Below are 14,798 nucleotides of genomic sequence, written 5' to 3'. Positions count from 1 at the left end.
TTTAACCGTAATCCACTGTATTATATATCAGTAAGTCGATTTCGTGGAACATTACCCCCATTTCTTTAATAAAGGCCGATGTTGTCGAACTCAATCAAAAGCCCAATCAAGTAACCGTCACGTCGGTTGATACCGTCGCCAATACCATCAAAGGGCATTTTAACGTATCTCTTGTGGTAAGCTACAAATACTACAAGGCTTTTCCCGATACTTTACAAGTAAGTGGGTCGTTTAGTTCTCCTATTGTCTCGCTGTACAAATAAGCGGGTTCCTAAAACAAAAAACTCCTCGCTGAGTAGGTTCAGGGAGGAGTTTTTTATGGTCTGACTACGACTAGGTCAGACGGTAGTCAGACCGAAGCTGCTGTGCTGTAGTAAAGTCTGACTGTCGTCTGACTTATTTTGTGGCAATTTTTAATTCGTCTAGTTGTTTTTGGTCAATCGTCGATGGAGAATCAATCATTACGTCGCGGCCAGAGTTGTTTTTCGGGAACGCAATAAAATCACGAATCGAATCTGCCCCTCCGAAGATTGAACACAAACGGTCGAACCCGAAGGCAATACCCGCGTGTGGCGGCGCACCAAACTCAAACGCATCCATTAAGAATCCAAACTGCGCTTTGGCCTCTTCAGGTGTAAAGCCCAAGATTTCAAACATTTGCATCTGTAACGGACGTTGGAAAATCCTCACAGAGCCTCCACCTACTTCTGTTCCGTTGATCACCATGTCGTAGGCATTGGCACGAACCGCACCTAAATCGGTTGACAACAACGGAATATCTTCTGGTTTGGGGCTCGTGAATGGGTGGTGCATCGCAAACCAACGTTGCTCATCTTCGCCATACTCCAACAATGGGAAATCAACTACCCAAAGCACCTTATACTCGTCAGGATTGCGCAAGCCCAAACGGCTACCCATTTCCAAACGAAGTTCGTTGAGTTGTTTGCGTGTTTTATTTGCTTCACCCGCCAAAATCAACATCAAGTCGCCTGGTTCTGCACCAAACGCCTCGGCCCATTTTTTGAGGTCTTCTTCGCTGTAAAATTTATCGACCGACGATTTAATGGTTCCGTCGACATTGTAACGTGCATAGACAAGACCTTTTGCTCCAACTTGGGGGCGTTTCACCCATTCAGTCAGTTCGTCGATTTGCTTGCGCGTATATTCAGCACATCCTTTGGCGCAAATACCCACAACCAACTCAGCCGCATCAAAAACAGGAAATCCTTTACCGCGCACCAAATCGGGTTCATTTCCCCCATCGGGGGTTAGGGGGCAAAACTCCATACCAAAGCGCACGTCGGGCTTATCCGAACCGTATTTCTTCATAGCCGTTGCATACGTCATGCGAGGTACTTCGGGAAGGTCAATTCCTTTGACAGCTTTGAACAAATGACGAATCAAGCCTTCAAACATTTGGAGCACATCTTCCTGCGTCACAAACGACATTTCACAGTCGATTTGCGTAAATTCAGGCTGACGGTCGGCACGAAGGTCTTCGTCACGGAAACATTTTACAATTTGGAAGTAACGGTCAAAACCCGATACCATCAACAATTGCTTAAAGGTTTGCGGCGATTGTGGCAAGGCATAAAACTCTCCAGGGTTCATACGGCTTGGTACAACGAAGTCGCGCGCTCCTTCAGGCGTTGACTTAATCAACACGGGCGTTTCCACTTCAATGAAGTTTTGCGCATCCATGAAAATACGCGTTTGTTGCGCTACTTTATGACGCAATTCAAGGTTTTTACGAACAGGACTGCGGCGCAAATCCAAGTAGCGGTACTTCATGCGCAGTTCGTCTCCCCCATCGGTTTCGTCTTCAATCAAAAATGGAGGAAGTTTAGCAGGGTTTAACACCTCTAACCCACTCAATTTCAACTCAATATCTCCCGTCGGGATTTTATCATTTTTGGCAAAGCGTTCTGACACCGTACCTGAGGCTTGGATGACAAACTCACGGCCAAGCTCACGAACTTTCGCAATGATTTCTGAGGCTGTTTTTCCTTCTTCCACCATCAACTGCGTAATGCCGTAGCGGTCACGCAAATCAATCCATATCATTCCACCCTTATCACGGATACGTTGTACCCAACCGCTTAGGGTTACTTCTTTATTGACATCCGAAATGCGGAGTTCACCGCAAGTGTGCGTTCTAAGCATAGAATATTATTTCTTAAATTCCTTAAAAAGTCCGCAAAAGTACGGAATAAATAATAAAAACCTTGTACGTAAACCTTATAGGTTTAACAATCGCCGTACCAGTTTAACCTTATAGCTTTCGTAAGCGCTGTACCAGCAAAAGCTATAAGGTTTGGGACAAAAACAAAGAAGGGCAAGCGGAAAGACCCGTTTGCCCTTTTTTTGACACATTGTTATGACCAATTAGAATCGGAATTTCAATATATCAGTGGAGTGTTGCAATTAAGCAAGCTTAACGTTGGTGGCGTTGATGCCTTTTTTACCTTGCACTTTGTCAAACGTAACAGTATCTCCTTCGGTGATTTTATCAACCAAGCCAGATACGTGTACGAAAATTTCTTGTCCACCGCTAACGATGAAGCCAAATCCTTTTGATTCGTTGAAGAACTTTACTGTTCCAGTTTCCATTACAAAAAAAATTAAAAAAATGAATGATTGGCGTACTGCCATTACAAAAGTAGAAAATTAAAATTATAAAATAATTTTTTTATGCGTTTTTTAGTTTCTGACACTCAAGAACTTGTTTCTTTCTGTTTCCGTTGTTTACTTTGAGCAACAACGCTTTTGATTCACTTTCTTACCATTTACACGTTTTTGAAGCACGTAATCGACAACCACGGACGCCCCATCAACTATTTACGGCTGGCAGTAACCGACCGCTGTAACTTGCGTTGTTTTTATTGTATGCCCGAGGAAGGCATCAAATATGTGCCCAAACCGCACCTTCTGACGTGGGAAGAGATGGAGCGAGTTATCCGCATTTTGGTACGCATGGGGGTGGACAAAGTTCGGATTACGGGGGGAGAGCCTTTTGTACGGCGAGGAATGATGGAGTTTTTGGAACAACTCAGCCAAATCGAAGGATTAAATCAAATCAACATCACTACCAACGGAGTGCTTACTGCACCGCTAGTACCTGATTTAAAAAGAATTGGGATTAAATCGGTCAACCTTAGTTTAGATAGCCTCGATCGTCAACGCTTTTTTGACATTACGCGTCGCGATGAATTTCCAAACGTATGGCAGACGTTTGAAGCCCTGCAAGCCCACAATATTTCGACCAAAATAAACACGGTGGTCATGTCAGGAAAAAATACGGACGACATTATCCCAATGGCCGAGCTCACACGCCACTCTCCCGTCAGTGTACGTTTTATTGAAGAAATGCCTTTCAACGGCGACGGTGCGCACGAATACCAAGAATTTTGGAATTATCGTCGGATTTTGGACGAGCTAAAAAAAGCGTATCCTGGCATCTATAAGCTCCCTGACCCTCCTGCCTCCACGTCTTATAATTACCAAATTCCTGGGCACCAAGGTACGATTGGCATCATTGCGGCCTTCAGTCGCACGTTTTGTGGTACTTGTAATCGACTTCGCCTAACCCCACAAGGTCAGTTCAGGACATGTCTATACGACGATGGCGTTTTTAACATTCGTGATTTGATTCGACAAGGGCACAATGACGAAACCCTACAAACGTATATTTACGAAGCACTACAAAACAGGGCAAAAGATGGCTTTGAAGCCGAAGCGAGACGTAAAGTGGGTGTGGTTTCGGAATCAATGTCCACCATTGGAGGGTAATCATCCCTCTTTTTTATTCATCATCAATTTTTACGTTTTTCCAATTCTCGCCCGAACGGATACGATTAAGCTGCGTATGGGTGATGCCAAATTGCTTTGCAATCATTTTTAAGCGGTTTTTGTCGCTTTTCAACATCTTTTTAATCATCCTTACCTTGGGTTCGGTGAGCTTGTAGTTACGGGTACGTATTGGAATCTGACGATTGATTACCGCTGGATTATTGCGGTTGTGCTCCACCATTTCGTCTTTGGTCGCCCATTTTAGGTTTTCGGCACGGTTATTTTGTTTATCAAAATCGAGGTGAATGACATACTTGGCATTTTCACTTTCTTTTTTTACAAACAAGTCGGCCACTAATTTATGCACGTATCGGTTGATGGTTTTGCCTCCTGTAATGCGAATATTTAAAGAGCGATACCCCTGAATCACAGACCCTTTTATGACTTTCCCTTGATTATCTTCTCCCTGAAAGCTCGCCAAGCGGCCATAGTTAGACACTCTATAATGGGGCGGATTTTCAACTCCTTCAAACTCAATTCGTACCCACTTCTCGTTCCAGTAGTTTGCTATTTTATTATCAGCCATGGTTCTTGTGTTGTTGATTTTTTCAATCCCAGCAATCGTACCTTTTCAATACATTTGTGCATTGTCAGTACAACTAACTGGTGCTTTTTATTGTTTTAAAATTACTATCAATCAAGTCTTAAAATGAAAAAAACGCTCATCCTTGGGGCTTCTACCAACCCAGAACGCTACGCATTTCTTGCGGCACATCGTATTAGCAACCACGGCCATCCCATTGAGTTGGTAGGTCTCAAAGAGGGCGTTGTTGCGGGTCAACAGATACATACTGACAAACCAGCCTTTGACGATATTGATACCGTTAGCTTATACGTTGGGCCACGCAATCAACCCGAATGGTACGATTACGTTGTGTCATTACAGCCAAAACGAGTTATTTTTAACCCTGGCACAGAAAATGATGAATTTGTCGCTTTGTTGACACAAAACGGAATCGAAGCCCAAGAAGCCTGTACACTTGTGCTTCTGTCGATTGGTGCGTATTAAGCCTATGTTTTAGTGTTTGATAGCGGGTAAGTCAGTGGCAATCGGTGTGGTTTTTGTTAGTAAGTAGGGCTACCCTTATCAAACACTAAATTAATGAAATGGTTTTCAAATCAAACAAGATGTTCTTTTTTTTATTATTTATTCTCCAATGCTATCCCTAAAAGAACGCTTTTTGTCCTTACTTACTCTTGTATTGCTCAATTAGTGGTGAAAAACTTCTGTTTCTACCTCCCGCACCTCTACTTGGCCCTCCGCGTTAATCTCAGTTAGTTGCAAACTTTTTACCTCGTTGATGAGCAGCGGATCATATTTGGCCGTCACACGCACGTAATTTTCGGTAAAGCCTTGCATATTACCATCAACCACTTCGTCCTCAAATAGCACCGTCCGCTCGGTGCCTAATTGGCCTTCATAAAACGCCCTACGTTTTTTATCGGACAAAATATGGAGCATTTTTGACCGCTCTGCCCGCTGCGAATGCGGCACAACTGGCTTGATATCAACCGCCAACGTATTGGGGCGTTCGGAATAGGTAAATACGTGTAAGTACGAAATCGGAAGCTCATTCAAAAAGTTATACGTTTCCAAAAACTCTTCTTTTGTCTCGCCAGGGTGCCCTACGATGACATCCACGCCAATACAGCAGTCAGGCATCAATTCTTTGATTTTCGTCACTCTATCTACGTACAACTCACGACGGTAACGACGACGCATCAAACCCAACACTTTGTTTGAACCTGATTGAAGTGGAATATGGAAATGCGGCACAAAACGCTTCGATTGGGCCACAAACGCTATAATTTCATCCGTCAACAAATTGGGTTCAATCGAAGAAATACGAAAACGCTCAATTCCTTCTACTTCGTCTAGTGCTTGGACAAGTTCAAAAAATGTTTCGGTACGCTTGCCGTCATGGAGGCCAAAATCACCAATATTTACCCCCGTAAGCACAATTTCTTTAACTCCGCGTGCTGCAATTTCGTGTGCAGCTTTTACCACATTTTCTACAGTATCGGAGCGGCTTTTGCCTCTTGCTAGCGGAATAGTACAATATGCACACGGATAGTCACAGCCGTCTTGTACCTTCAAAAAGGTACGTGTTCGGTCGTTGAGTGAATAAGAAACGTGATAGTCAACGGCCTCTTCAATCGGCGATGCCAACACACGCCCAGGCTGAGAAACTGGCTCTTTGACAAATCCATCCAATAAATCTATCAATCGAAATTTCTCGGCAGCACCAAGTACGGCGTCCACGCCTGGAATTTCGGAAATTTCTTGCGGTTTTAATTGCGCATAACAGCCAATGATAGCCACGTAGCCGTTGGGATTTATTCCCTGCGCTTCTCTAACGATTTTACGGCATTTTTTGTCGGCATTGTCTGTAACCGAACAAGTATTGATGATGAAGATATCGGGTTGTTCGTTGAAGGCTACCTTTTGATACCCTTTTTGCTCAAACATCCTTGATATACTGGAAGTTTCGGAATAATTGAGCTTACACCCCAATGTATAAAATGCAACTTTTTTCATGGTACAAAATTAGTGATAATACTCGTTTGGGCGACAAACAATCCATATATTCGTCAAATCCTTCAATGGAAACCCATAACTTTGTCAATCAAACAAAAAAAATATATGTTTGGTGCCTATTCCAAAAACAGTTGATTTTCATTCTAATTACCCGATACTTCATTTATGGCAAATATGAGATTCAAGGCCCTTGAAACGGCCCATAACCGCGCAACAATCAGTGTAACACCACCAAGCGATAAAGTAGCCGATTATTACGGTTCATATACTTTCAGCGACGACGTTATGAAGTCGTTGCTCACACCCGAAGCCTATTACAAAGTTTCTAATGCCATTAAATCGGGTTCTCGAATTGATCGTGAAATTGCCGATGAAGTAGCCGCCGCCATGAAATCGTGGGCGACTTCTAAAGGCGCGACACATTATACCCACTGGTTTCAACCCCTAACGGGCGGAACTGCCGAAAAACACGACGCATTTTTTGACGTAACAGCCCAAGGGAAAGCTATTGAAAAGTTTAAAGGAAGTGCATTGGTACAGCAAGAACCTGATGCCTCTTCTTTTCCGAGCGGCGGTTTACGGGCGACATTTGAAGCTCGGGGCTATACAGGGTGGGATCCTAGTTCTCCTGCTTTTTTGATGGACAACGGTGCAGGTGGAAAAACACTCTGTATTCCGTCGGTCTTTATTTCTTATACAGGTGAGGCATTGGATTACAAAACGCCCATTTTACGTGCCCTCCATGTGCTCGACAAAGCCGCCACGGCTGTGATGTATTATTTTGACCGCAATGTGGAAAAAGTAACGGCAACACTCGGTGCCGAACAAGAATACTTTTTGGTTGATAAAGCCCTTTACTACGCTCGTCCTGACCTAATGATGTCGGGTCGAACTGTGTTTGGACACTCTCCTGCCAAAGGTCAACAACTTGAAGACCACTACTTTGGCTCTATTCCACCGCGCGTGAATGCCTTTATGGTTGACTTTGAGTACGAAGCCTGGAAACTTGGAATTCCAGTGCGTACCCGCCACAATGAGGTAGCGCCAGGGCAGTTTGAATGTGCGCCTACGTTTGAAGAACTCAACTTAGCCATCGACCACAACGCCCTGTTGATGGACTTGATGCACAAAGTGGCCGAAAAGCATAATTTTAAAGTTCTTTTCCACGAAAAACCATTCGCAGGTATCAACGGAAGCGGAAAGCACAATAACTGGTCGATGATGACCGACACAGGCGTGAACTTGTTGGCACCTAGTAGCAAACCAAAAGAAACCCTTCGTTTCTTGACGTTTATGATGAATACCGTAAAGGCCGTTCACGACCACGCTGATTTGCTGCGGGCGTCAATTGCCTCCGCTGGCAACGAATACCGCTTGGGCGCCAACGAAGCTCCGCCTGCAATTGTCTCCATTTTCTTAGGAGATGAGTTGATTCGCTTGCTCGAAACGCTTGAAAATCGTGGGGAAATTCAGCTTGAAAAAGGTGACAACGTATTTTACAAATTGGGCATTACGCGTACTCCTCCCCTTATGCGCGACAACACCGACCGAAACCGTACGTCGCCATTTGCTTTTACAGGAAATAAGTTTGAATACCGCGCCGTCGGAGGAAGCGCCAACAGCGCCTCTCCTATGATTATCCTCAATACAATTGTGGCAAACCAGCTCCAAGAGTTCCGCAAAGAACTCGAAGTGCGCCTCGAAGCTGGGGAGAAAAAAGAATTGGCGATTGTCGATATTCTTAAAAACTACTACCGCCATTCTAAGCGTATTTTATTTCAAGGAAATGGCTATTCCGAAGATTGGATCCAAGAAGCTGCCGAACGTGGACTTACAAACATCGCCTCTACCCCCGTTGCGCTTGAGAAGTACATTGAACCATCGGCGATTGCTGTGCTCGAAAAAATGGGGGTCTTGACCGAACGTGAAATACACGCACGTTATGAGATTGAGCTGGAAAATTACATTAAAAAAGTACAGATTGAGTCACGGGTGATTGGCGATTTGGCCCTCAACCACGTCGTATCAACCACTGTCAAATATCAGTTTCAGTTGGCTCAAACAGCCAAGGCACTGGTAGAGCTAGGTTTAACAGAAGAGGCAGAACCACTGAAGGAGTTGATTAGGGAAGTATCTCAACGGGTTTTGACCATCAAGCAATCAGTGGACGCGATGACCGAAGCCCGAAAAAAAGCGAATAATACCGAAGACCTCGTAGAGCGCGCCGTCCTATACGGCTCAGAAGTGAAAGATTACTTTGAAAAAATCCGCTACGAGGTTGATAAGCTAGAACTGCTCATCGACGATGAAGACTGGCCGCTTGTCAAATACCGCGAAATGCTTTTTGTAAAATAATTCATACCATCACCTTCGCGAAAGTTTCTAATTCTCGCGAAGGTACAGACGTGCTATCGACACAACTATGATTTCAGAATTTGGGGTAATCCTTTTGTTTATTTTCGCGGCGATTGCGCTTATTGCTATCATGTTGACGCTTGCCAAAGTAATACGCCCTCACCGCCCAAACGAGGAAAAACTCACGACGTACGAGTCGGGGGAAGACCCTCTTGGCAATGCCAACGTGCAGTTTAATGTGCGTTTTTACGTCATTGCAATTGTCTTTCTTCTTTTTGAAGTTGAGCTTATTTTTCTTTTTCCGTGGGCAGTCGTTTTTGGACAAGAAAACCTCATTCGTCAAACCGACGGTCTTTGGGGCTGGTTTTCGCTGGTAGAAATGTCTTTGTTTGTCGGAATCCTTATTTTAGGATTGGCCTATGCTTGGAGTAAAGGCTACTTAGATTGGGTACGACCACGTCCGCAACTCCCCGACGTTCAGACGAAAGTCCCCTCCCAACTTTACCAAAAAATCAACGAGAAATACGCACCAAAGAAATAGCCTATGTACCAAAAAGCGAAGTCCTACCAAGATTACAAACCTCGGTAGGACTTCATTTTTGGTTTTCGTCCGCTTAGTTAACTCCTACCAATTCAATTTCAAAGACTAAATCCTGCCCAGCAAGTGGGTGATTTGCGTCCACGATAATTTGAGTTTCGTTTACTTGCACCACCGTTACAGGAATCGGCTGTGGATTTCCGTCTTGGTGCATGTTCAATTGCATCCCAATCTCAAACGGAATATCATCTGGCAGTTCAGAACGTTCAAAGGGCAAAATAAGCTCTTCTTGTGCTGGCCCATACGCCTCTTCTACTGGAATATGTACAGTTTTTTTATCACCAATGGTCATTCCTTGAATCCCGTTATCAAACCCTGGAATCACCATGCCCGAGCCTAATTGAAATTGCAGAGGTTCACGACCTTCTGACGAGTCGAACAACGTACCGTCGGTCAACGTCCCTTTATAGTGTACCTGTACGGTATCACCTGCTTTTGCTACACTCATGTTATTTATTTTTGAATTAAATGATTTTTAGTAAGCCCGCGCAAACAACACCCGGCGCGTTGAAGGTTTGCCCGTCAAGATACATGTTCCTTCTTCTTCTGGGGCATTGTATGGAATACAACGAATGGTGGCTTTGGTTTCGTCTTTAATACGGTCTTCCGTTTCAGATGTACCATCCCAGTGAGCCAATACAAATCCCCCTTTATCATCAAGAACTTGTTTGAACTCCTCATAAGTATCCACCTTGTGGGTATTTGTTTCGCGGAATGCCAGTGCTTTTTGGTAGATACTTTTCTGAATGTCCTCCAGCAGCTGCTCAATATACTCTACAATTCCTTCGAGCGAGACCGTTGTTTTCTCTTTTGTGTCACGACGCGCAATTTCAACCGTACCATTTTCCAAATCACGGGCACCCATGGCCAAGCGAACAGGCACACCACGAAGTTCGTATTCAGCAAATTTCCAACCAGGCTTATTGGCATCCGAATCATCAAATTTTACACTGATTCCGATGCGTTTCAAGCCCTTCATAATTTCTTTTACTTTGTCAGAAATTTGGGTTAGCTGCTCTTCGTTGCGGTAAATAGGCACAATTACCACCTGAATAGGCGCCAATTTTGGAGGCAATACCAATCCAGAGTCATCAGAATGCGCCATGACAAGCGCGCCCATCAAACGCGTACTCACGCCCCAAGAAGTACCCCACACGTATTCTAAACCGCCGCCTTTGCTCTGGAATTTTACGTCAAATGCTTTGGCGAAGTTTTGTCCCAAAAAATGCGATGTTCCTGCTTGTAGGGCCTTCCCATCTTGCATCATTGCTTCTATACACAGCGTTTCTTCGGCTCCTGCAAAACGCTCATTAGCCGTTTTGTAGCCTTTTATTACAGGCATTGCCATCCATTCTTCCGCAAAACGGGCATATACTTCCAGCATTTGGCGCGTTTCAGCCATCGCTTCATCTGCGGTAGCGTGCGCAGTGTGGCCTTCTTGCCAAAGAAATTCGGCTGTGCGTAAAAACAAGCGTGTGCGCATTTCCCAACGCACCACATTGGCCCATTGATTAATTAGCAATGGCAAGTCCCGATAAGACTGAATCCAGTTTTTATACGTACTCCAAATCACCGTTTCTGACGTTGGGCGCACGATTAGCTCTTCTTCTAGTTTTGCATCTGGATCCACAACTACCCCACTCCCATCTGGGGCATTTTTGAGGCGATAGTGCGTCACGACCGCACACTCTTTGGCAAAACCCTCCACGTGGCTTGCTTCTTTACTCAAATATGATTTGGGGATAAAAAGCGGGAAATACGCATTGGTGTGCCCCGTTTCTTTGAACATATCATCGAGGGCACGTTGCATTTTTTCCCAAATAGAAAAACCGTATGGCTTGATCACCATACACCCTCTTACCGCCGAATTTTCGGCCAAGTCTGCTCTTTTAACTAATTCGTTGTACCACTCAGAATAATTATCGCCACGGCTCGGAATCGCGTTTGCCATCGTTAGTGTTTGTTACAGGTTTACTCTTGAACTTTACAGTCACTTAGTTGACTTTTTCTTATTTTTGATTGTCGAATGCGCCTTCTCCCAATTTAATTTTTATGCACTGATAGTCAAAGGTTTAAACGTATTTCACACACTTATACCGCTTTAAATGCTAATTATCAGTATTTTGTGGTATTGAGTGTGAAGTTGACATTTATAATTCTTTGATTTTCAATTATTTTACTAATAATAACCCATTAGTTTTTTTATAAAAAATCCTTGCAAAGATACTTTTTTATCCTAAATTTGTGTCGAAACTGAATCAGAATCCATCAAAATAACGTTTTATAGGTAGCAGGGCCTGATTTCTAACTGAACATAAAACATTTTGAACACCATGAAAACCCTTCGTTCACTCACCCTTTTATCGGCGCTTGGCCTGATGGGATTGTGGAGTTGTAGCTCCAAACAATACGCCACCCAAGATGATGCCGAATACGATGATTTGTACGGGAATTCGTCGAGCGCAGCCGTAGCAATGGCTAGCCGTTCAAACGAACAACCCGCTGATGTTCGTAATCTCAATCCTGATTATTATTCAGGACAAAATTCAACTAACAATAACAACAGCCAAGAGGATTATTACGACGAATCCTACCTGAGCTCGCGCGGCATTGCCCGTAACCTTGGCCCTAATGCAGGCTACAACGCAGGTTTTGCGGATGGTTATAGTTCTGCCTATAACAACCTCAATTGGGGCAATTACTGGAATACGCCTTGGCGCAGCGGGTTCAATACTTGGAATAGTTGGAACTCTCCAATGATGCTTGGATTAGGCTATGGTTTCGGAAATTGGGGGTATAACAGTTTTTATAATCCCTACCGTTGGAATAGCTGGGGGTCATCTGCATACGCTTGGAATGACCCATTCTATTCACCTTGGGGAAATTCTTTTGGCTACAACTCATTTTATTCACCTTGGGGTTACTCACCTTATTATGGCTACGGTGGATATGGCAATTCATTCTATGGTGGAAGTAGCTACTGGAACAATAACGCTTGGTACAATGGCCCAACCAACAATATCCAAATTGTAGATGCTCGCCGCCGCCCTGGCACTGATTACTACAACCGAGTTGATCGTTCATCTAACGCATACAACAACAATAGTAACAACAGCGCACGCTATACCAACCAAGGCCGCCGTCAGGGATATGACCCTACAGACCGCACTGGAAACTACAATAGCAACTCATCATCATCAAGCGACTCTTACTATTCTCGCCCACGCGGTGGTTCGAATCGCTCTTATGATGGCTATTCATCCAACACTGGAGGACGAACTAGCGGTGGTTCGTATTCATCGGGAAGCACTGGCACAAGTTCTTATTCGTCAGGTACTCGCGGTGGCGCCACCCGTAGTTATGGTGAAGCAAGCAGCAGCGGTAGCAGCCAACGTTCGTCGTACAACAACAATTCCAGCAATTATTCAAACAATAATAGCTGGAACAACAACAACAGCAGTCGTCAGAGCAGCTGGAGCGACAGTGGAGCGTCTCGTAGTAGCAGCTCTAGTAGCTGGAGTAGCGGTAGCTCATCTAGCGGAAGCTCATCGTCGAGCAGCGGCTCAAGCAGCGGTTCGTCAAGTTCGGGTTCACGCGGTCCACGCTAATCACTAAACACGCGTTTTTTTTAACATAGAACCTTCAATTTTCAAGAATGTATTTACATTTGTTGAAATACTCAAACCTCGCTATTTACACCAGTAGCGAGGTTTTTTATGAATTATTATAAATGTACGTTTAACATTTTTTTCTACCTGCCATGAAAAACCGTCCAATCGTATGGGGAATCTTGCTAGGATTAGCAGCCTCATCTCACACCCACGCACAAAGTCGCTTATACGCTAACACAGCCATCCAGTTATCTGACCTCACCCAAAACGGCACTGCCCGTTTTCAAGGGGTAGGAGGAAACCACGCATCGCTAGGTGGCGACGCCAGTAACATTTTTGGCAACCCTGCGGGGATTGCTTTTTTCAATCGTTCCGAAATTAGCCTTAGCCCAACTTTTTATAACATTAGCAACGAAGCTTCTTACATTGGAAATACTCGGAGTGACCAAAAGTTAAATCCAAATCTCTCGCAGTTCTCGCTTATTTTGGCAGGAAACCCACAAAGCTATAACCGCGAATGGCGTCGTACTTCGTTTGGAATTAGCTATTCTCGCCAAGTGAATGCCAATAACATGATTTCCTATGGAGGCACGAATAACCGCAGCTCGATGATTGACAATATCGCCGAACTGGCTACTGGACTGTCCGTAAAAACCCTTGAGGACGAATACAACAATAGCCGCCCATTCTCGATTGAATCTGCTTTTTATAATTTATACCAAATAGATGCTTTATCGGACAATGGCCCTTACCGTCGGCCTATTCCACTATCAAGAGCGTCGTTTGAACAAAGTGGCAACATAGAAGTTTCGGGCGGTTCTTCTCAGTGGACTTTTGCCTATGCTGGCAACTATGCCGACAAGCTTTATTTGGGTGTTTCAGGCGGTTTTTCTCGTCATAACTTCATCCGTAGAAACAACTACACCGAGCGTTTTGTCAACGGAGGCGCATTCAGGGGATTAGACTACCGCGAAGATGTAAATATCTCAGGAAGTGGTCTCTTTATTTCAGCAGGGGTTATTTATAAACCAAATGCTATGCTACAACTTGGTGCCTCTATCCATAGCCCAACGTTTAGCAATCTCCAAATGACTTATCAGGAAGAAGTAGGGATTGACATCCTTAACAACCGCGTCCCTGTCTTTGACGCCAACGGCAACCCCGTAACAAATGCGCAAGGACAGCAAGCCTTTGACCAAATTGTAACGACTCGGGTCAATCTTGAGCCTTACGATTTTGAGTATAAAATGCGCACTCCTTTGCGAGCAAATGGAGGGATTACCATTTTTATTGGCAAAAAAGGATTTATCACAGGTAGCGCCGAGTACGTGGGTTACAAAGGGATGGGCATTAGCACTTCCGACGATAATCAATTTAAGGCCAACAACAAACGTATCATTCAATCGTCGTACAACAACGTCGTCAATCTCCGTGTAGGGGGCGAAGCACGTCTGGATAAATTTAGAGTGCGGGCGGGAGTAGGCTTCTTCCCCAATGCCTACAGTCAAAATTACAACGTAGAAGGTAGCCTTGACCGCTCAAAAATTCAATTCTCAGGCGGACTCGGTTATCGTACCGAGCGTTTTTATGTTGATTTGGCAGGTACTTATTTACAGACAAAGGATGCGTATTCGCCATATCAACTCAGCGACCCATCCAATTATTTCTCTGCCAAACTTAACGTTACATCGCTTAATTTTACGGGAACGGTTGGGTTGTTTTTCTAACAGGAAAGCAGCGTTAAATTCTTGGTTTATCAAAAGAATCGGTATTGAGGGCACTCGGTACCGATTCTTTTTCTGTGCTACCCAGGCACAACTATGATTTTTACCAAATACTATCCTTA

Annotated in this window: 12 protein-coding genes; 6 read left to right on the top strand and 6 right to left on the bottom strand. The window is 44.2% G+C overall.

Annotated features, from left to right (window positions below):
- Positions 1-396 precede the first annotated feature (396 nt).
- Positions 397-2,163 (bottom strand): aspartate--tRNA ligase, encoded by a 1,767-nt coding sequence (gene aspS, locus AC23P2_RS28720; RefSeq protein ID WP_487776387.1) that lies wholly within the window; start codon positions 2,161-2,163, stop codon positions 397-399.
- 261 nt (positions 2,164-2,424) lie between these two features.
- Positions 2,425-2,610, bottom strand: coding sequence for a cold-shock protein (locus AC23P2_RS28715; protein ID WP_028521824.1), 186 nt, complete (start codon positions 2,608-2,610; stop codon positions 2,425-2,427).
- Positions 2,611-2,796: 186 nt separating this feature from the next.
- Here AC23P2_RS28715 and moaA point away from each other — a divergent pair, with 186 nt between their 5' ends.
- Positions 2,797-3,789: a GTP 3',8-cyclase MoaA gene (moaA, locus tag AC23P2_RS28710; protein WP_487776386.1), complete on the top strand. Its 993-nt coding sequence runs from the start codon at positions 2,797-2,799 to the stop codon at positions 3,787-3,789.
- 13 nt (positions 3,790-3,802) lie between these two features.
- Here the strand turns inward: moaA and AC23P2_RS28705 are convergent, their stop codons facing one another.
- Positions 3,803-4,375, bottom strand: a complete 573-nt coding sequence (locus AC23P2_RS28705; protein WP_028521826.1) for an NUMOD4 domain-containing protein — start codon at positions 4,373-4,375, stop codon at positions 3,803-3,805.
- Between the two features lie 123 nt (positions 4,376-4,498).
- On the opposite strand from AC23P2_RS28705, the gene AC23P2_RS28700 reads away from it, so the two are divergent.
- Entirely contained in the window at positions 4,499-4,858 is a 360-nt protein-coding gene (locus AC23P2_RS28700; RefSeq protein ID WP_487776385.1) for a CoA-binding protein, read from the top strand.
- Between the two features lie 201 nt (positions 4,859-5,059).
- On the opposite strand, the gene mtaB is transcribed toward AC23P2_RS28700, so the two are convergent.
- Positions 5,060-6,388, bottom strand: coding sequence for a tRNA (N(6)-L-threonylcarbamoyladenosine(37)-C(2))-methylthiotransferase MtaB (mtaB, locus tag AC23P2_RS28695; RefSeq protein WP_487776384.1), 1,329 nt, complete (start codon positions 6,386-6,388; stop codon positions 5,060-5,062).
- Between the two features lie 165 nt (positions 6,389-6,553).
- Here mtaB and AC23P2_RS28690 point away from each other — a divergent pair, with 165 nt between their 5' ends.
- Both AC23P2_RS28690 and AC23P2_RS28685 read left to right on the top strand, forming a co-directional pair.
- Positions 6,554-8,743, top strand: coding sequence for a glutamine synthetase III family protein (locus tag AC23P2_RS28690; protein ID WP_487776383.1), 2,190 nt, complete (start codon positions 6,554-6,556; stop codon positions 8,741-8,743).
- 67 nt (positions 8,744-8,810) lie between these two features.
- Positions 8,811-9,284: an NADH-quinone oxidoreductase subunit A gene (locus tag AC23P2_RS28685; protein WP_487776382.1), complete on the top strand. Its 474-nt coding sequence runs from the start codon at positions 8,811-8,813 to the stop codon at positions 9,282-9,284.
- Between the two features lie 73 nt (positions 9,285-9,357).
- Here AC23P2_RS28685 and AC23P2_RS28680 read toward each other — a convergent pair whose 3' ends face one another.
- Positions 9,358-9,789: an FKBP-type peptidyl-prolyl cis-trans isomerase gene (locus AC23P2_RS28680; RefSeq protein WP_028521831.1), complete on the bottom strand. Its 432-nt coding sequence runs from the start codon at positions 9,787-9,789 to the stop codon at positions 9,358-9,360.
- 27 nt (positions 9,790-9,816) lie between these two features.
- Positions 9,817-11,292 carry a proline--tRNA ligase gene (gene proS / locus AC23P2_RS28675; protein WP_487776381.1) on the bottom strand — a complete coding sequence of 492 codons (1,476 nt, stop codon included), beginning with the start codon at positions 11,290-11,292 and terminating at the stop codon, positions 9,817-9,819.
- 382 nt (positions 11,293-11,674) lie between these two features.
- Here proS and AC23P2_RS28670 point away from each other — a divergent pair, with 382 nt between their 5' ends.
- Both AC23P2_RS28670 and AC23P2_RS28665 read left to right on the top strand, forming a co-directional pair.
- A complete protein-coding gene (locus AC23P2_RS28670) occupies positions 11,675-12,949 on the top strand; it encodes a hypothetical protein (protein ID WP_487776380.1) in 1,275 nt (424 codons plus the stop codon).
- Between the two features lie 152 nt (positions 12,950-13,101).
- Entirely contained in the window at positions 13,102-14,679 is a 1,578-nt protein-coding gene (locus AC23P2_RS28665; protein WP_487776379.1) for an OmpP1/FadL family transporter, read from the top strand.
- Positions 14,680-14,798 lie beyond the last annotated feature (119 nt).

Source organism: Runella sp. R0.1_18, assembly GCF_057652155.1.
This window is presented reverse-complemented; position numbering and strand designations above follow the sequence as displayed.